The following is an 18,552-nucleotide window of genomic DNA, read 5'->3' on the forward strand; positions in this document are numbered from 1 at the left end:
CGTCGCGCTGATCATCGGGGGCATCGAGATCATCGGGCTGCTCGCCGACAAGGCCGGCATCACCCACGGTCCGCTGGCCGCGATCGCGAACGTCGACCTCAACCACGTCGGGTACGGCATCGTCGCGCTCTTCGTGGTCACCTGGGCGGCCTCGGTCGCCATCTGGAAGGTCGGCCGGATCGACGAGCGCTGGAGCGCCGACCTCCGCTGACCCCCGCTGACCTGGCCCGGCCGTGGTTCGAGCTGGGCGCCGCCGCGCGGGAAGGCCTGACCCAACGGGTCAGAGGAGCCGGCGGTCGGAGGCCCAGCGGGTGAGCTCGTGGCGCGAGGAGAGCTGGAGCTTGCGCAGCACGTTGGACATGTGGGTCTCGACGGTCTTGATCGAGATGAACAGCTCCTTCGCGACCTCCTTGTAGGCGTAGCCGCGAGCGATCAGCCGCATCACCTCGCGCTCACGCTCGGTGAGCCGGTCGAGGTCCTCGTCGACGGCCGCCACCTCGATGGACCCCGCGAACGCGTCGAGGACGAAGCCCGCCAGCCGCGGTGAGAACACCGCGTCGCCGTCGGCCACCCGCTTGATGGCCGAGACCAGCTCGGGACCGGTGATGGTCTTGGTGACGTAGCCCCGGGCACCACCGCGGATCGTCCCGATCACGTCCTCGGCGGCGTCGCTGACCGACAGGGCGAGGTAGCGGGTGTCGGGAGCGGTGCCCTGGGACCGGCGCATCACCTCGACGCCACCGCCGCCCGGCAGGTGCACGTCGAGGAGTACGACGTCGGGCCGGTGCTCGGCGATCGCCGTCACCGCCTGGTCGACGTCGGCGGCCTCGGCCACCACCTCGACCTGGCCGGCGCCGGCCGAGGACAGCTCGGCTCGGACGCCACTGCGGAACATGGCGTGGTCGTCGACGATCACGATGCGGACGGTCACTGGTTCTCCTCGGAGTGGGGTCGGGGCAGGTGCAGCCGGACCTCGGTGCCCTCGCCGGGTGCGGAGCGGACCTCGGCGGTGCCACCGTGGCGCTCCATGCGGTCGAGGATGCTGCGGCGGACGCCGTACCGGTCCTCCGGCACATCGTCGAGCGAGAAGCCGGCGCCGCGGTCGCGGACGAAGACGTCGACCGCAGCCGCCGAGATCTCGGCATAGACGTCGACCCGGCCGGTGCCGGCGTGCTTGGCGGCGTTGGTGACCGCCTCGCGGGTGGCCTGCACGACGGGGCGCAGCGCCTCGTCGAGCTCGCAGTCGCCCACGGCCACCACGTCGACCGAGACGCCGTGGGCGTCCTCGACCTCGGCCGCGGCCGAGCGCAGCGCGCCGGCCACGCTCGACTCGTCGGTGGACTCACCGGCGTAGAGCCACGACCGCAGGTCGCGCTCCTGGGCGCGGGCGAGCCGGGCGACGGTGGCCGGGTCGTGCGAGCTCTTCTGGATCAGCGCGAGGGTCTGCAGCACCGAGTCGTGCAGGTGCGCGGCCACGTCGGCCCGCTCCTCGACCCGGATCCGCTGCTCGCGCTCGGCACCGAGGTCGGACGCGAGCCGGAAGACCCAGGGTCCGACGACGAGCGCCAGCCCGGCCACGCCGATCAGCCCGGCGACCAGGGCCACCCGGGCCTCGCTGATCGAGGTGCCGTTGAACACCACCACGACCAGCGCGACCACGACGAGCAGCACGCCCGCCGCGACCCGTGCGTACGCAGCCACGCCGCCGGAGCCGAAGACCATCCGCACCGGGTCCAGCCGGCCGGTGGAGTCGAGCCAGCGTTCGCGCTGGACCTCGTCGGCCTGGCGCCACAGCAGCGCGACCCCGGCCAGGCCGATGACGATCGGCCAGAACACCGCCCCGCTGCCCAGGGTCGCCTGCGCGACGAAGATGACGCCCAGGCCCAGTGCGGCCAGGGCGACCGCGGGGCCGGCGTCGCTGAGCCGGCGGACCCGGTGCGGGCGGCGGCCGGTGCGGGAGGCGCTCTCGCCGCCCGGCGTGCTCACCTCGAAGCGGGAGTCGGAGGGCACGACGAGCCACAGGCCGATGTACATCGCGATCCCGAGCCCGCTGGCGGCGGTGGCGACGACGAAGGCGACCCGCACCCAGATCACGGGCACGTTGAGATGGCGCGCCAGTCCCGCCGCGACACCGCCCAGCACGGGGTTCTCGGAGTCGCGGGTGACCCGCCGCCAGTCGGGGCGGGGATGCGCCGGTGCAGATGTCATGACAGGGTCAATCGTCGCAGAGTGACCACCCGCACCCCATGGAGAAGGACCCCGAACCGACCCTGAGGCCGCGGCCCCCCGGTCAGGCTGGTTTCAGGGTCGTCCCCGATGGTGAGCGGCCCCGCGAGGACGCAACCTTGATGCCATGACCACCACTCCGCCCGAAGCTCCTGCCGGGCCACCGGCCGACCACGAGGGGCCCCGCGTCACCCGGGAGGAGCTCAAGCAGCTCGGCCGGATCCGCCGGACCATCGGTCCCGACCGCAAGATCGCCGGTGTGGCCGGCGGGCTGGCCCGCCACCTCGACATCGACCCGGTCATCCTGCGGGTCGGCTTCGTCGTCCTGGCCCTGTTCGGAGGCGCCGGGCTCATCGCCTACGGCGCCTGCTGGCTGCTGATCCCGGAGGACTACAGCGCCCGGCGGCCGCTCGGCCTCGACGACCGCAACCGCGGCATCGCACTGATCGGCGCGGGCGTGCTCGCCGGGATCATCATGCTCAGCGGGACCTTCGGCAACGACTTCTTCCCCTGGCCGGTCGCCGTCATCGCGGTCATCGCGTTCCTGGTGCTCGGCCTCGTCGACCGCGACAACAAGCCGCGGCCCACCGCCCCGCCCGTCCCCCACGCCCCCGACCCGGCCACCGGTACCTTCGCCCCGGCCGCACCGGGGACCTACGTCGCGCCGCCGGCTCCACCGGCGTACCGGCCGCCGCACCGCAACCCGCGCAGGCGCGGCCCGATCCTGTTCTGGTTCACGCTGCTGCTCGCCGCCGTGGGCCTCGGCGTCCTGGGCATCGCCGACCTGGCCGGTGCCCCCGTGGCCGACTCGGCCTACCCGGCAGTGGTCGTCGGCGCCTGCGGGCTGATGCTGCTCGTGGGTGCGTTCTACGGCCGCGCCGGCGGCCTGGTCGCGGTCGGTCTCCTCGCGTCGCTGGTCCTCTTCGCAGCGACCGTGGCCCAGCACGTCGACGGCAACGACATCGAGCGTCGGCCGCTCACCGCAGCCGAGGTGCCGTCGGACCTCGACACGTCCGCGGGCGAGATCATCCTCGACCTCACCGACGTCTCGGACCTGCCTGCACTGGACGGCAAGCACATCAAGCTGGACATCTCGGCGGGCCGGATCGAGGTCATCGTCCCCGCCGGGCTCAGCGTCCAGGCGGACGCGAAGGTCGACGGGCCCGGTCACATCGAGCTGTTCGAGGACGAGCGCGGCGGCATCGGCATCGCCGAGAAGACCCACCACGACGCCGGCACCGGCACCCCCGAGATCTTCATCGACGCGGACGCCGCGATCGGCGAGATCCAGATCCACCAAGGAGAGTTCTGATGGAGCACGACGACCGTCACCGCGGCTTCCACCAGGTCAACATCGGCCACCTCGTGATGGGGGTCGCCTTCGTCGCCATCGTCGGCATCTGGGCGCTGGTCCAGGGTGACGTCGTGACCGGCGACGACACCCGGTGGCTGATGCCGGTCCCGTGGGTCCTGGCCGGCGTCGTCGGCCTGGTGGCCACCGCGATCACCGGGTCGCGGCGGCACGCCGTCCGGCAGACCGGCTGGGCCGGCCAGGGCGTCCAGCCCGGGACCGGCGCCGGCTGGGTCGGCGCGCAGGACAGCGACGACACCGACGAGACCGCGCCGATCACAGCGCAGCAGGACGACCAGAACCCTCCGGACGACGAGAGCGTCCGGGACCCCGAGACCAACCACGAGAACGACCAGGAGACGTCATGACCACCGACCCCACCAACCAGCAGGCCAACCAGCAGGCCGACCAGCAGGCCGACCAGCCGACGTACCACGCGGCCTACCAGCCGACGCCCTCGCCGCGCCGCCTGGTGCGACGCACCGACGACAAGATGCTCGGCGGTGTCTGCGCCGGCCTGGCCGACTACCTGGGCCTCGACCGGACACTGGTCCGGGTGCTGGCGGTCCTCGCCACGGTCCTCGGTGCCGGCTCGGTCATTGTCGCCTACCTCGTCGCCTGGGTGATCGTCCCGAAGGACATCGACGCCTACCCGGCCGGTCCCGGGGCCGGCGCCGCAGCCACAGCACGGCTGAGCCGACCCGCCGCCGCGCTCTGACGGGCTCGGAAGGCTGCGGTTGGATGGGGACATGTCCCTTCCCACGCTCGGCCGACTGCAGTCCCTGCCCGCCCTCGAGCACCCCGAGCTGCTGGCCCCGCCGGTGCTGGCGGCCCTCGAGGCGTGGGAGCACGGTCCGGAGCTGGCGGTGGTCGAGATCGACCCCGCCGTGGCCGACACCGCGGCGATGAGCGAGGCCTACGACCTCGGCATGGACACCGGCGCCAACTGCGTCGTGGTCGGCGGCAGCCGCGCGGGCGACGAGCGGGTGGCCGCCTGCCTGGTCCGTGCCGACACGCGCGCGGACGTCAACAACGTGGTGCGGCGGGCCCTCGACGTCCGCAAGTGCTCCTTCCTGCCGATGGACAAGGCCGTCGAGGAGTCCGGGATGGAGTACGGCGGCATCACGCCGGTCGGGCTCCCCGCGTCGTGGCGGCTGCTGGTCGACACCCGGGTGCTGGACATCGACGTCGCCGTCATCGGGTCCGGCGTACGCCGCTCGAAGCTGCTCCTCCCGGGCCGCCTGGCCGCCGTCCTGCCGCGGGCGGAGGTAATTGACGGGCTTGCCGGGTGACCTCGGGGCACACTGTCGCGGTGCGTCGACTTCTCGGAGCCTTCACACTGCTCGCCCTGGTCGCCCAGCTCGCGGCCTGCGGCGGCAACGGCGACCACGACGGCGCGGGCGGCGCCGCCCCCGAGGCCAGCCCGAGCAAGTCGCTCGAGCTGACCCCGATCCCGCTGCCTCCCAAGCCGCCGCCCTCCGGCAAGCTGCTCGCGGACATCGAGCAGTCCTCGCGTGACGGCGCCGCCAACCGGTTCCAGGTCTGGATCGACAACGACACCGACAAGACGATCAGGCCGACCAAGGTCGTCTACCACGACGACCGGTTCGAGGACCCGCTCGTGGCCACCAGGCTGCGCGACATCCCGTCCCAGGCCCGGCGGGGCTTCCAGATCACCGAGCCGGACCAGCCGGCCTGCGACCGGACAGCCTCGAGCGGCACGGTCACCGTCGACTACAAGGTCGGCGGGCAGGACAAGAGCACGACGATCCCCGTCTCCGACGAGGCCGAGGTGGTCGAGCGAGTCGCCTCCGCGCGCTGCCTGGAGCTCTCCATCGAGAAGATCGCCCAGCTGAGCTGGGCGGACGAGGTGACGGCCAGCGGCGACGGCGGCAAGGGCTCGGTCGGGACGATGACGCTGGTCATCGACACCACCGGCCGGCCCGGGTCGACCCTGGTCATCGACAGCATCTCGGGCAACCCGGTGCTCTCCCCCGGTGACCTGGGCGTGTTCAACGCCGACCTCACGATCACCGGCGACCAGCCCTCGCAGCGGGTGCCCGTCCCCGTCAAGCCGACCCGGTGCGACGCGCACGCGTTCGGTGAGTCCGGCAGCTTCGCGGCGTTCGCGTTCAACGTCCACGTCGACGGGAAGCCCGGCCAGTTCGTGCTCCGGATGGGCGACAGGGCCGCCGCCAACGCGATCGCCTACGCCAAGGCGTCGTGCGGCTTCCTGACCTCCATCGGAGGCGGCCAGGGCTGACCCCTTATTGATTCGCTCCCGAAAGGTCTGCTCCGTAGCCTGATCCGGTGCGCGCCCTCCCCCTCGACCATCCCGGGACGGCGGTGCACACCTCGCCCGGTGCCTTCCTCTGGTGGATGGCGCGCGGCCAGTGGAAGACGCTGCTCGGCGGCATGCTGTTCGGCATCATCTGGATGAGCTGCCAGGCGGTGATGCCGGCGGTGATCGGCCGCGCCATCGACCGGGGCGTGGCGGCCAAGGACGGCTCCGCGCTGCTCGCCTACGCCGGCCTGATGCTCGGCATCGGCCTGCTCCAGGCGGTGACCGGGATCATGCGCCACCGGTTCGCCGTGACCAACTGGCTGACCGCGGCGTACCGGACGGTCCAGCTGGTGGGCCGGCAGGCGATCCACCTCGGCGGCACGCTGCCGCGCAAGGTCTCGACCGGCGAGGTGGTCGCGATCGGCACCAACGACCTGTCCCACCTCGGGCAGGTCATGGACGTGTCGGCCCGCTTCGCCGGTGCGGTGGTGTCGTTCCTCCTGGTAGCGGTGATCCTGCTCACCACCTCGGTCCCGCTGGGCCTGGTCGTGCTCATCGGCGTCCCGTCCCTGATGCTGCTCATCGGCCCGCTGCTGCGCCCGCTCAACCGGCGTACGGCGCACCAGCGCCACCTCATGGGCGAGCTCTCCAACACTGCCAGCGACATCGTCTCCGGGCTCCGCGTGCTCCGGGGCATCGGCGGCGAGCAGGTCTTCCACGACCGCTACGTCCGGGAGTCGCAGACCACCCGGCGCGCCGGCGTGCAGGTCGCGCGGCTGCAGTCGGTGCTGGACGCGCTGCAGGTGTTCCTCCCCGGGGTGTTCGTGGTCGTCGTCGTCTGGCTGGGGGCGCGGTACGCCGCACGGGGCCAGATCACCCCCGGTGACCTGGTCGCCTTCTACGGCTACTCGGCGTTCCTGATGATCCCGCTGCGGACCGCAACCGAGTACGCCAACAAGCTCATCCGGGCCAGGGTCGCCGCCGCCCGGGTGTGCCGGGTCATGGCGCTGACCCCCGACCACCTCGACCCCGCGGACCCGGCCCCGCTGCCGCCGACCGGTGCCGAGCTCGCCGACCGGCGGACCGGCCTGCGGGTGCGCCCAGGGATCGTCACCGCCCTGGTCAGCGACCAGCCCGACGAGGCGGCGGCGCTGGCCGACCGGCTCGGGCTGTGCGCACCGGAGGCGGACGACGACGTGACCCTCGGCGGCGTACCGCTCACCGCGATGCGTCGCGAGGACGTGCGCCGCCGGATCGTGGTGTCCGACACCGGGGCCATGCTGTTCTCCGGTCGGCTCGACCGCGTCCTCGACCCGACCGGTGGCCGCAACGGCGCGGTGGCCAGCGCGCTCGCCACGGCGTCGACCTCCGACATCCTCGACGCGCTGCCCGAGGGGCTCGAGACGCGGGTGGCCGAGAAGGGGCGGTCCTTCTCCGGCGGGCAGCGGCAGCGGCTGGTGCTCGCCCGGGTGCTGGCCGCGGACCCGGAGGTCCTGGTCCTGGTCGAGCCCACCTCTGCCGTCGATGCGCACACCGAGGCACGGATCGCGGCCGGGTTGCGCGGCCACCGCAGCGGACGCACCACGGTGGTGGTGTCGAGCAGCCCGCTGATGCTCGACGCCGTCGACTCGGTGGCGTTCCTGAGCGAAGGGCGTGTCGTCGCCACCGGAAGTCACGCAGCGCTGCTCGAGACGGTCCCGGCCTACCGGGCCGTGGTCACCCGTGAGGCCGAGTCCGCCGAGGTCTCGACCGCCGGAGCACCGTCATGAGCGTCCGCACCGCCCTTCCCGTGGCCGACTCCCGGTCGCTGCGCCGCTACGTGCGGGTGCTCGCCCGCCGGCACCCACGGCTGCTGTGGACCGCCCTCGCCCTCCACGTGGGGGCCGCGCTCGCCGCCCTCGCCGCACCCCGGCTGCTGGGCGGACTCGTGCAGTCCGTCGAGGACGGCACCACGGTCGGGCACGTCGACCGGGTGGCGGCCGTGCTCGCGGCGTTCCTGCTCGCGCAGACCGTGCTCACCCGCTACGCCCGGCTGACCAGCCAGGTGCTCGGCGAGCAGGTGCTGGCCGAGCTGCGCGAGGACTTCGTCGAGAACACCCTCGCCCTGCCCGTGGGCGTGGTCGAGTCGGCCGGCTCCGGCGACCTGCTCACCCGGACCAGCCGCGACGTCGACCAGCTGAGCTGGTGCGTCCGGTGGGCGCTCCCGGAGTGGACCATCGCCGTCCTCACCGCGATCGTCACCTTCGTCGCCGCGATCAGCGTCGGCTGGTGGGTGCTGCTGCCGGTCGCGCTCGGCCTGCCTCCGCTCGTCGTCGGGCTGCGCTGGTACCTCGCCCGCGCCAAGGACGGCTACCTGCGCGAGTCCGCCTCCTACTCGGCGATCAACGCCACGCTCACCGAGACCGTGGAGGGCGCCCGCACCGTGGAGGCGCTCGGCCTCGGCGAGGAGCGGATCGCCGCGATCGACGCCGACGTGAAGGAGTCCTACGACGCCGAGCGCTACACGCTCTTCCTGCGCACCGTGTTCTTCCCGAACATGGAGCTGTCCTACCTGATCCCCACCGTGGCCACGCTGCTGCTCGGCGGCTGGCTCTACACCCAGGGAGAGGTGAGCCTCGGCGAGGTCACCGCCGCGACGCTCTACGTGCAGATGCTCATCGACCCCGTCGACCGCATCGTCTCCATCCTCGACGAGCTGCAGATGGGCGCCGCGTCCCTGGCCCGGCTCCTGGGCGTCGCCGAGGTCCCCGACGACCGCGAGGTCACCGGCGCCGAGCCGGCCGGCGAGAACCTCGACGCCAACGACGTGCGCTTCTCCTACGTCGAGGGGCGCGACGTCCTGCACGGTGTCGACCTCGAGGTCGGCGTGGGTGAGCGGATCGCCATGGTCGGGCCGTCCGGCGCCGGCAAGTCCACGCTGGGCCGGCTCCTCGCCGGCATCCACCCGCCGCGCACCGGCGCGGTCACGGTCGGGGGTGTCGGACTGGTCCAGCTGCCGCTGAGCGAGCTGCGCGGCCACGTCGCGCTGGTCACCCAGGAGCACCACGTCTTCGTCGGTTCGCTGCGCGAGAACCTCGCGCTCGCTGCTCCGCCCGGCGCGACCGACGAGGACATCCGCTCCGCCCTCGAGGCGGTCGACGCGCTGGAGTGGGTGGCCGCGCTGCCCGAAGGGCTGGACACCGTCGTCGGCTCCGGCGGCCGCACGCTCACCGACGCCCAGGCCCAGCAGATCGCGCTGGCCCGCCTGGTCCTGGCCGACCCGCACACGCTGGTGCTCGACGAGGCGACGTCGCTGATCGACCCGCGTGCCGCCCGCCACCTCGAGCGCTCCCTGGCCGCCGTGCTCCACGGCCGGACCGTCATCGCCATCGCGCACCGGCTCTTCTCCGCCCACGACGCCGACCGGGTCGCAGTGGTCGAGGACGGCGTGATCTCCGAGCTGGGCTCCCACGACGACCTGGTCGCGGCGGGTGGCTCCTACGCCGCACTGTGGCACTCGTGGCAGGGCGACCGCGCAGCCGACCGCGAGGAACGACCGTCGACGTGAGCGGGTTTCGTCCCCCCGAGGGCGGGTAGCACGTCCCTGCCGACCCGTACGACGAGAGGACGTCCGTGGAGACCGACCTGGAGCGGATGTACCGCGCGGGCAAGGACTACATCCCCGCCGCCGCGGAGCGGCTGCGACGCACGAGCGCGAGGTTCCACGACCTGCTCGCGACCTTCGACGAGCAGGCGGCGCTCTCCGGTGACCCGAGCGTGCTGCGCAACATGCTGCTGGTGGGCGGCGACACCTACGACGTCCTGCGCGGCGGGGTCACCAACCTCTATCACTGCGCCGAGGCGGTGGTGAGCACCGCCGACGACTTCCGGGAGACCGACGCCCGGGCCCGTGACGACTACGCGCACATGGACCGGAGGGTCCGCGACCTGCCCACGCCCACCGACAAGCCGGCACCCCCCTCGCTCGGCAACCCGGAGGACCCGGGCGCCGCGGCCACGCCGTCGACGCCGGACCCGCAGGACCCGGCCGAGGAGCGCGAGGACCGCGACCACAAGGACGACGACCCGACGGCCTACTGGGGCGCCTGATGGCGGCGTTCGACCGCGGGAAGTTCCACCAGACCCTCGACGACATCGAGACCTACCTCGGCTACCTCAAGGGCAACGAGACCGCCTACGACTACCTGATGACGATGTGGGGCGACCTCCAGTCGCAGTTCGAGACCTCGGAAGGGCACGTCTTCACCATCACGCTCGACTGGGAGTACAAGTTCCCCTGCCCCGAGGAGCGGTTCCAGGTCCGCCCCGGCGTCCACTGGAGCCCGGCGGTCAAGCAGGACGTGACCTCGGGCCGCCTGGTCGACTGGGACGCCTACACCAAGGAGGTCCAGCACCAGACCGACCTCGCCTACAAGGAGGGCATGGGCTGGGCCGCGGGCATCGGCGGCTACCTCCGCCAGCTCTGCGACCAGTTCGTCAAGCCGGACGTGGCGACCATCCGCGACACGATCCTCGACCTCCACCGCGATGTCGTGGCCCCGCTCGTGGACGCCCCCAACGACGACTGGGCCCACCTCGGCGGGCTCAACCTGAGGTGGACCGGAGCCGCGGCCGCGTCGTTCAACGACTTCTACGCCAACTACAACGACTCCCTCGCGCGCTCCGGGCTCTTCGCCAACCTGGTCAACGTCGGCTTCGCGTCCGCCGCGCGGGTGACCAGCTCCACCCAGGTGGGTGCCCAGGAGTTCGTCGACAAGATGCGAGACGGCCTCGTGGCGCAGCTGGACCAGTGGGCCAACGAGGGCTGGAAGCCCCTCGGCCCGCCTCCCGAGCACACGTTCCCCGAGTGGGTGACCGACCTGCCCGCCGTCGCCGAGAGCGCCGCCAGCGTGGCCGGCGACTACGTCCCGGGCGTCAAGGACGTGCTCGACGTCCGCGACAACCTCAAGAACATCGCCGACCTGGTGCGCAACGTGGCCGACCTGGCCGGCGTCCACCTGCCGCAGCGCCCCAAGTCGATCCCGGTGCGCACCAGCGACGAGATCTACACCTCGCTCACCGACGCGCTGAACGACGACTACCTCCACGGCTACCACCAGGCCATGGACCGCCTCGACGCCGGCGGGCACGGAGGCGGCGGACACGGAGGCGGCGCGCCCGACCCGTCCGGGATCGAGGCGGGTGCGTTCTCAGGTCAGTCGGTGGTCAACGAGATGCGCGAGGACAAGGCCACGGGCAGCTGGGAGCTGCCGGACGTCGCGGGCGAGAGCCTGAAGGACGACGACGACCACTACTGACCGGCACCGGGGGCGCGGTCCAGCCCGGTGATCCGGATCCCCGAGTTCACCTTGTACCTCCGGTTGATCGAGATCAGCACCGCCGTCAGCGGCTCCAGCTGGCGGGCCAGCCGGAGCTTGCCCGCACTGATCCCCTCCCGGCCGACCACGGCCCGGGCCAGCTCCATGGCCACCGCCTTGCCGTCCTCGGAGTCACCGACGCACAGCACGTCCTCGTCGAGGTAGTCGTCGTCGCCCCACAGCAGCACCGCGGAGACGTTGTGGAAGGCGCCGACCACGGTCGCGTCCGGAGCCAGGGCCTGGGCGTGCTCGGCCGCCGACCCCTCCCCTCCGTCGACGACCCGGCCGTGCGCGCCGCGCTTGTCGAAGGCCAGCGGGTTGACGCACGAGACGACCGTCTTCCCGGTCAGCGGCAGCGACGCCACCAGCTCGTCGTGGCCGTCCCACGGCACCGCCAGGACGACCACGTCGGCGTCGGCGCAGGCGGCGACGTTCTCGTCCCCGCTGACCTCCCCGGCCCCGGCCACGGCGGAGAGGCGACCCCGGATCTCCTCGGCCACCGCGGACGCCCGGTCCGCGGCCCGGGAGCCGACCACGACGGTGTGTCCGTGGCGGGCGAAGCGATAGGCGAGCCCCTTGCCCTGCGGCCCGGTGCCGCCCATGACCGCGATCCGGTACGTCGTCGTCACGGCGCGGATGCTGCCACGTCGACCAACCTGGCCTCACGAGGGCCCGCCAGTTGATATTTTTCGGCGCACCACGAGTGACGGGCGAGCGCGATGGCCAACGAGCTTCGCGGGGACATCCAAGGGCTGCGGGCGGTCGCGGTCCTCGTCGTCATCGCTGCCCACGCAGGCGTCCCGTTCCTGCGCGGAGGCTTCGTGGGCGTCGACGTCTTCTTCGTCATCTCCGGCTACCTCATCGCCGGGCTGCTCTACCGCGAGGTGCTGCTGACCGGGCAGGTCTCGATCGGCGCCTTCTGGGCCCGCCGGGCCCGCCGGATCCTGCCCGCGGCGACGCTGGTCACCGTCGTCACGGTGCTCCTCTCGCTGGCCTGGATGAGCCTCGTCGACGCCCGCGAGGTGGTCGTCGACGCGCTCTGGGCCTGCGCCTTCGCCGCCAACATCCGCTTTGCCCAGCAGGGCGTCGACTACTTCGCCACCATCGATGGCGTCGGTCCCTCACCCCTGCAGCACTACTGGTCGCTCGGGGCCGAGGAGCAGTTCTACCTCGCCTGGCCGCTGCTGCTCACCCTCTGCCTGGTCGTCACCGCCCTGCTCGCCAAGGCGCCGGACCGCCGGGCGGAGCGGCTGCCGCGGCGGGCGGTGCTCACGATGCTGGCCGCCCTGACCCTCGCCTCGCTGCTCTGGTCGGTCCACGCGACCCTCACCTCGCCGGCCACGGCGTACTTCTCGACGCTCACCCGCGCCTGGGAGCTCGGCGTCGGGGCGATGGTCGCCCTGCTGCCACCGCCGTTCCTGCGCCGGCTCACCCGGCTCAGCCTCGAGATCATGGCCGTCACGGGCGTGGTCGTCCTGCTCGCCGCATGCATGCTGATCAGTGAGGACACGCCGTTCCCGGGCATCGCGGCGGTGCTGCCGGTGGCGGCGACCGCGATGCTCATCGTGGCCGGCGGGCCGGCGGACGTCCCCGGCCGGCGCACCCGGACGAGCCGGGTGCTGGCGGTCGCGCCGATGCGGGTGGTCGGCGACTGGTCCTACTCGCTCTACCTCTGGCACTGGCCGGCGTTCGTCCTGGCGCCGATCGCCGTCGGGCGGGCCCTGACCGGCTTCGAGAAGGGGCTGACCGTCCTCGTCGTCATCACGCTGTCGGCCTACACCTACCGCTTCGTCGAGCAGCCGTTCCGCGCCGGGCGGCCTGCGCACCGGCTGTCCGCCCGCCGGCGGGCGCTCTCGCTCTACCCGGCGAGTGCGGCGCTCGTGGCCGTCACCGCCGCGGGCGCGTGGTGGTGGACCGGCTTCCAGGGCGGGGAGCACGGCGACAATCCGCCGATCACCGTGGCCGGGGCACCGATCGACGGGCTGCAGGACAGCACCGAGGCACTCGTCCGCGCCTCCGTCGCCGCCGCCAGGGCCGAGCGAGCGGTGCCCAGCAACCTCACTCCCGACCTGCTCAACCTGCGCAGCTCGATCGCCGACGTCGGAGACTGCGACTACGAGGACAACGTCCGCAGCCTGTGTCCGCACGGTGACGGCGACCAGACGGTCGTCGTGGTCGGCGACTCACACGCACGCGCGTGGATCCCGGCCTTCGACCGGATCGTCGCGGCGGGCGACTGGACCGCCTACTACCTCGTCAAGCCGCAGTGCACCGCCGCGCACGTCACGATCGCCTCGCTCGGCTCCGACCAGCCGTTCACCGACTGCACCGACTTCCAGCGCTGGGTCGTCGACCAGGTGGACGCGCTGCACCCCGAGCTGGTCGTGGTCGCGTCGTCACCGCCGGTCAACGGGGTCTTCGAGGGCGACAAGCGGCGGACGGCGGTCGGCGACATCGTCCCCCTGCTGCGCGGCGGCTACGACGACCTGTTCCGCCAGCTCGGCCGGTACGCCGGCCGGGTGGCGCTGATCCGCGACGTACCGAAGTCGCCCGACGACCCCGCTACCTGCCTGACGTCGGGCAACCCGAGCCTCGGCGACTGCATGTTCGAACCCGTGGAGCGTTCCACCGTCCTGGGCGACGTGGCGGTGGACTCGGCGTACGCCTCGGGCATCGAGGTGGTCGACCCGACGCCGTGGCTCTGCTACCAGGGCGAGTGCCCGACCGTCATCGGCGGGACCCTCAGCTACCGCGACACCGACCACATCACCACCGAGTACGCCGCCAACCTCTGGGCCGAGCTCGGCAACGCGCTCACGATGGGTTTGCCATCGTGACAGTTCCACTGTCAAAGTTGACGGGTGCAGCTCTCCTACCCCCTGCAGTACGACGGCAACCCCCGCCAGACCGCCGACCAGGTCGCCGAGCTCGAGAAGGCCGGCCTCGACATGGTCTGGGTGGCCGAGGCCTACGGCTACGACTCCCCGACGCTGATGGGCTATCTCGCCGCCAAGACCGAGCGGCTCCAGATCGCCGCGGGCATCATCAACGTGTTCTCCCGCACCCCGGGCGCGATCCTGCAGACCGCCGCGGGGCTCGACAACGTGTCGTCGGGGCGGGCGGTGCTCGGCCTGGGGGCCTCCGGGCCGCAGGTCATCGAGGGGTTCCACGGGCTGCCCTACGACAAGCCGCTGTCCCGCACCCGCGAGGTGATCCGGCTGGTCCGCTCCGGCCTCAGGCGCGAGCCGCTGGAGTCCCACGGGATCTTCGACATCCCGCTCTCTGAGGGCAAGGGGCTGGGGCTGGGCAAACCGCTCAAGATCCTGGTCCACCCCGAGCGCGACACGATCCCGATCTGGGTCGCGAGCCTGGGCGACAGGAACGTCGAGATGACCGCCGAGCTGGCCGACGGCTGGCTGCCGATCATGTTCGTGCCCGACAAGGCCAAGGACGTGTGGGGCGACGCGCTCGCGGCGGGCCGGGCCAAGCGGGACCCCGATCTCGGCCCGCTGCAGATCAGCGCCGGCGGCATGGTGGCGATCGGTGAGGGCCCGGAGACCAAGGGGCTGCTCGACTTCCTGCGTCCGATGTACGCGCTCTACGTCGGCGGCATGGGCGCGCGCGGCAAGAACTTCTACAACGAGCTCGCCTGCCACTACGGCTACGAGAAGGAGGCCAAGGAGATCCAGGACCTCTACCTCGACGGCAAGAAGAAGGAGGCCGAGGCGCTGGTGCCGATGGAGTGGATCGAGGCCAGCAACCTCGTCGGCCCCGCGTCGTACGTCCAGGAGCGGATCGCCGCGTTCCGGGAGGCAGGCGTCAGCCACCTGTCGGTCGTCCCGGCCAGCGACAACCCGGCCGCCGTGGTCAGCCAGCTCAAGGACTGGGTGTCGTGAGGTCGATCTCATGAGGTGGGGGTCGCGCGGCCGGTACGCCAACCTGGACGAGATCCGGACCCTCGACCCCTACGACGACGCGCACCGCGACCGCATCGTCGCCCTCACCGCGCGCCACGACCTCCCGTGGGACTTCGACCAGGGCACGGCGATCGCGTTCCTGCGCGACTACGGCATCCCGTCGATCGCCCGGCTGCTGGACCGCACCAGGCAGTTCGAGGACCACGGGATCAAGAGGTACGACGACACGCTGGTCTTCCAGGAGGAGGCCGTCGCCGAGGGCGTCGACTCGCCGCGGGCCAGGGCCGCCATCGACCGGCTCAACCGGATCCACGGCCACTACCCGATCCCCAACGACGAGTTCCAGTACGTCCTGGCGACCACCATCGTCGGCCCGGTCCGCTGGATCAGCCGCTACGGCTGGCGACCCCTCGACCCGGTCGAGCTGGTCGCGCTGGCCCGGTTCACCACCCGCTTCGGCGAGCAGATGGGCATCACCGGACTGCCCGACACCTACGAGGGGTACGAGCAGCTGCTCACCGCCTACGAGGCGGAGCGGTTCGAGTTCGACCCGGCCAATCGGCGGGTGACCGAGGCCACGATCCGCATCGGCAGGGCCACCGCGCCGTGGTACCTCAAGCCGGGCTTCCGCCGGGTGACGATCGCGCTCATGGACCAGCCGCTGCGCGAGGCGCTCGGCCTGGAGGCCCAGCCGCGCTGGCTGGTCCGCCTGGTCGACCTCGGCCTGCGGCTGCGTGGCCGGGTGCTGCGGTGGTTCCCGCCCCGCCGGGCGCCGTACCAGCGCAGCCACCCGACCTACCCCAACGGCTACCAGATGAGCCAGATCGGCCCGGCCAAGATGCTGGACGAGCTCAACGCCCCCCACGACAAGGAGACGACCGTTGCCTGACCGCCACTCGATCTACGAGGAGGAGCACGAGGACTTCCGGGCGACAGCGCGGAGGTTCCTCGAGCGGGAGGTCACGCCGTTCCACGACCAGTGGGAGAAGGACGGCCAGGTGGACCGCGAGGTCTGGCGCAAGGCCGGCGCGGCCGGGCTGCTCTGCTTCGACGTCGACGAGCGGTACGGCGGAGCCGGGGTCAAGGACTTCCGCTACAACGTCGTGCTGGCCGAGGAGATCATCCGCGCCGGCGCGAGCGGCCTCGGCTTCGGTGTGCACACCGACGTGATCGTGCCCTACATCTCCTCCCTCGCGTCCGACGAGCAGAAGCAGCGCTGGCTGCCCGGCCTGGTCTCGGGCGACCTGGTCTCGGCGATCGCGATGACCGAGCCGGGCGCGGGCTCGGACCTGCAGGGCATCCGCACGTCCGCGGTCGACAAGGGCGACCACTACGTCCTCAACGGGTCCAAGACGTTCATCAGCAACGGGATCCTGTCCGACCTGGTCATCGTGGTCGCGCGCACCGATCCTGACGCCGGTCACCAGGGCATCTCCCTGCTCGTCGTCGAGCGCGGCATGGACGGGTTCGAGCGCGGCCGCAACCTGGACAAGATCGGCCTCAAGGCCCAGGACACCGCCGAGCTGTTCTTCGACAACGTCCACGTGCCCAAGGAGAACCTGCTCGGCGCCGAGGGCCGCGGGTTCGTCTCGCTGATGGAGAACCTGCCGCAGGAGCGGATCTCCATCGCCGCGATCGCGGTCGCCGCCTCCGAGGCGGTGCTCGAGCTGTGCCTGGACTACGCGAAGACGCGGGAGGCGTTCGGCAAGCCGATCGGCAGCTTCCAGCACAACCGGTTCCTGCTCGCCGAGATGGCCACCGAGGTCCACATCGCACGGGTCTTCCTCGACGACTGCGTGCTCAAGCTGAACGCCGGCGAGGTCGACACCGCCCTGGCCTCGATGGCCAAGTGGTGGACCACCGAGCTGCAGACCAAGGTCGTCGACCGCGGCGTCCAGCTCTTCGGCGGCTACGGCTACATGACGGAGTACCCCATCGCCAAGGCGTTCGTGGACTCGCGGATCCAGACGATCTATGGCGGGACGACCGAGATCCAGAAGGAGATCATCGGCCGGATGCTCGGTCTGTAAAGGTCGTCCGGACTGGTCCAGACCACTCCGCACCTGAGCACGTTCGGAGAAGCACCGGCGTCGATGAGTTCGCGACCGTGGACGGGTCGTTCAGGCATCCCTCGGGGAAAACCCCGATGCCGACTGTCCCCACGTTCTGATGGAGTTGACCCATGCATCGCCAGATAGCCGGAAAGCTCACCTCCCCCGTCACCAAATGGATCGTTCTGGCCGCCTGGATCGTGGTGTTCGTCGTCGCGTCAGGCTTCGCCCAGAAGCTCACCGACGTCCAGAACAACGAGGCCTCGTCGTGGCTGCCCTCCAGCGCCGAGTCCACCAAGGCGCTCGAGAAGCTCAAGCCGTTCCAGGACGAGAACGACCTGCCCACCGTCGTCGTCTACCACCGCGACGGCGGCCTGACCGCGGACGACAAGGCCGCGATCCAGTCCCAGGTCGCCGAGATCCAGGAGATGAACGGCGTCCAGGGCCAGGTGGTCGGTCCGGAGTTCTCCGACGACGGCGTCGCGGCGCAGACGCTGGTCACGTTCAACTTCGGCAAGAACGGCTGGAACGACCTGCCCGACACCGCCGACAAGCTGCGCGACATCGCCGCGATCGACGGGGTCACCGTCAACATCGCGGGTCAGGGCGGCCAGGGCGCCGACTCGGCCGAGGTGTTCGCGGGCGTCGACGGGACACTGCTGTTCGCCGCCCTGGGCGTGGTCATCCTGATCCTGCTCTTCACCTACCGCAGCCCGGTCCTGTGGATACTGCCGATCTTCTCCGCGATGGTCGCACTCTTCACCTCCGAGGCGCTGATCTACCTTCTCGCGAAGTACGCCGACCTGACCGTCAACGGTCAGAGCCAAGGCATCCTCACCGTCCTGGTCATCGGAGCCGGCACCGACTACGCGCTGCTGCTCGTCGCCCGCTACCGAGAGGAGCTGCGCCGCCACGAGGACAAGCACGAGGCGATGGCGTTCGCGCTGCGCCGCGCCGGCCCGGCGATCTTCGCGTCCGGGCTCACCGTCTGCGCGGCGCTCCTGTCGCTCTCGCTGGCGAAGGTCAACGGCACCTCGGGCCTCGGCCCGATCGGCGCGATGGGCATCGCCGTCGCGATGGTGGTCATGCTCACCTTCCTTCCGGCGCTGCTGCTCATCGCCGGGCGCAGGCCGTTCTGGCCGTTCATCCCCCGCTTCGGCGGCGTCGGCGCCGACGAGACGCACGGCTTCTGGCGCCGTGTGGGCGACCGCGTCGCCCGCCGTCCCGTGGCGGTGGGCACCGCGACGGTCCTGGCGCTCGTGGTCATGGCACTCGGCCTGCTGAACTTCTCGACCGGCCTGACGCAGGGCAACTCCTTCCGCGACTCCGTCGAGTCGATCGAGGGGCAGGACCTCATCGCGCTCGC

The 18,552-nt window shown here is 71.7% G+C and carries 17 protein-coding genes and 1 pseudogene; 15 read left to right on the plus strand and 3 right to left on the minus strand.

Annotated features, from left to right (window positions below; all coding sequences use genetic code 11):
* Positions 1 to 211, plus strand: a pseudogene (locus VFV89_RS20025) (HoxN/HupN/NixA family nickel/cobalt transporter); the annotation flags it as partial.
* A 69-nt stretch (positions 212 to 280) separates the two neighbouring features.
* Here the strand turns inward: VFV89_RS20025 and VFV89_RS20030 are convergent.
* Positions 281 to 931 (minus strand): response regulator transcription factor, encoded by a 651-nt coding sequence (locus VFV89_RS20030; RefSeq protein WP_329707740.1) that lies wholly within the window; start codon positions 929 to 931, stop codon positions 281 to 283.
* Positions 928 to 2,208 carry a PspC domain-containing protein gene (locus tag VFV89_RS20035; RefSeq protein WP_329707741.1) on the minus strand — a complete coding sequence of 427 codons (1,281 nt, stop codon included), beginning with the start codon at positions 2,206 to 2,208 and terminating at the stop codon, positions 928 to 930. Before VFV89_RS20035 ends, VFV89_RS20030 begins: the two co-directional genes overlap by 4 nt.
* A 145-nt stretch (positions 2,209 to 2,353) precedes the next feature.
* Here VFV89_RS20035 and VFV89_RS20040 point away from each other — a divergent pair, with 145 nt between their 5' ends.
* From VFV89_RS20040 to VFV89_RS20080, 9 genes are all read left to right on the plus strand, one after another.
* Positions 2,354 to 3,538, plus strand: coding sequence for a PspC domain-containing protein (locus tag VFV89_RS20040; RefSeq protein ID WP_329707742.1), 1,185 nt, complete (start codon positions 2,354 to 2,356; stop codon positions 3,536 to 3,538).
* Positions 3,538 to 3,945 (plus strand): hypothetical protein, encoded by a 408-nt coding sequence (locus VFV89_RS20045; RefSeq protein ID WP_329707743.1) that lies wholly within the window; start codon positions 3,538 to 3,540, stop codon positions 3,943 to 3,945. The genes VFV89_RS20040 and VFV89_RS20045 overlap by 1 nt, the downstream gene beginning before the upstream one ends.
* Entirely contained in the window at positions 3,942 to 4,295 is a 354-nt protein-coding gene (locus tag VFV89_RS20050; protein ID WP_329707744.1) for a PspC domain-containing protein, read from the plus strand. The genes VFV89_RS20045 and VFV89_RS20050 overlap by 4 nt, the downstream gene beginning before the upstream one ends.
* Before the next feature lie 31 nt (positions 4,296 to 4,326).
* A complete protein-coding gene (locus tag VFV89_RS20055; protein ID WP_329707745.1) occupies positions 4,327 to 4,869 on the plus strand; it encodes a YbaK/EbsC family protein in 543 nt (180 codons plus the stop codon).
* A 20-nt stretch (positions 4,870 to 4,889) separates the two neighbouring features.
* Positions 4,890 to 5,840, plus strand: coding sequence for a hypothetical protein (locus VFV89_RS20060; RefSeq protein ID WP_329707746.1), 951 nt, complete (start codon positions 4,890 to 4,892; stop codon positions 5,838 to 5,840).
* Between the two features lie 47 nt (positions 5,841 to 5,887).
* A complete protein-coding gene (locus VFV89_RS20065; RefSeq protein ID WP_329707747.1) occupies positions 5,888 to 7,630 on the plus strand; it encodes an ABC transporter ATP-binding protein in 1,743 nt (580 codons plus the stop codon).
* On the plus strand, positions 7,627 to 9,408 hold the full coding sequence (locus VFV89_RS20070) for an ABC transporter ATP-binding protein (RefSeq protein WP_329707748.1): 1,782 nt from the start codon (positions 7,627 to 7,629) through the stop codon (positions 9,406 to 9,408). The genes VFV89_RS20065 and VFV89_RS20070 overlap by 4 nt, the downstream gene beginning before the upstream one ends.
* A gap of 65 nt (positions 9,409 to 9,473) precedes the next feature.
* Positions 9,474 to 9,950, plus strand: a complete 477-nt coding sequence (locus VFV89_RS20075; RefSeq protein ID WP_329707749.1) for a hypothetical protein — start codon at positions 9,474 to 9,476, stop codon at positions 9,948 to 9,950.
* On the plus strand, positions 9,950 to 11,158 hold the full coding sequence (locus tag VFV89_RS20080) for a hypothetical protein (RefSeq protein WP_329707750.1): 1,209 nt from the start codon (positions 9,950 to 9,952) through the stop codon (positions 11,156 to 11,158). Before VFV89_RS20075 ends, VFV89_RS20080 begins: the two co-directional genes overlap by 1 nt.
* On the opposite strand, the gene npdG is transcribed toward VFV89_RS20080, so the two are convergent.
* Complete coding sequence (gene npdG / locus VFV89_RS20085) at positions 11,152 to 11,847, minus strand: NADPH-dependent F420 reductase (RefSeq protein ID WP_329707751.1); 696 nt, start codon at positions 11,845 to 11,847, stop codon at positions 11,152 to 11,154. The two genes, VFV89_RS20080 and npdG, sit on opposite strands and share 7 nt — an antisense overlap.
* Before the next feature lie 90 nt (positions 11,848 to 11,937).
* Here npdG and VFV89_RS20090 point away from each other — a divergent pair, with 90 nt between their 5' ends.
* From VFV89_RS20090 to VFV89_RS20110, 5 genes are all read left to right on the plus strand, one after another.
* A complete protein-coding gene (locus VFV89_RS20090) occupies positions 11,938 to 14,055 on the plus strand; it encodes an acyltransferase family protein (protein ID WP_329707752.1) in 2,118 nt (705 codons plus the stop codon).
* Between the two features lie 24 nt (positions 14,056 to 14,079).
* Positions 14,080 to 15,114, plus strand: coding sequence for an LLM class F420-dependent oxidoreductase (locus VFV89_RS20095; RefSeq protein ID WP_329707753.1), 1,035 nt, complete (start codon positions 14,080 to 14,082; stop codon positions 15,112 to 15,114).
* A gap of 10 nt (positions 15,115 to 15,124) precedes the next feature.
* Complete coding sequence (locus tag VFV89_RS20100; protein WP_329707754.1) at positions 15,125 to 16,024, plus strand: oxygenase MpaB family protein; 900 nt, start codon at positions 15,125 to 15,127, stop codon at positions 16,022 to 16,024.
* Positions 16,017 to 17,165 (plus strand): acyl-CoA dehydrogenase family protein, encoded by a 1,149-nt coding sequence (locus tag VFV89_RS20105; protein WP_329707755.1) that lies wholly within the window; start codon positions 16,017 to 16,019, stop codon positions 17,163 to 17,165. Before VFV89_RS20100 ends, VFV89_RS20105 begins: the two co-directional genes overlap by 8 nt.
* 152 nt (positions 17,166 to 17,317) lie before the next feature.
* Positions 17,318 to 18,552: MMPL family transporter (locus VFV89_RS20110; protein WP_329707756.1), on the plus strand; the 1,235-nt coding region annotated here is incomplete at its 3' end.

Source organism: Nocardioides sp., assembly GCF_036274455.1.
In the GTDB taxonomy this organism is placed as follows: Bacteria; Actinomycetota; Actinomycetes; order Propionibacteriales; family Nocardioidaceae; genus Nocardioides.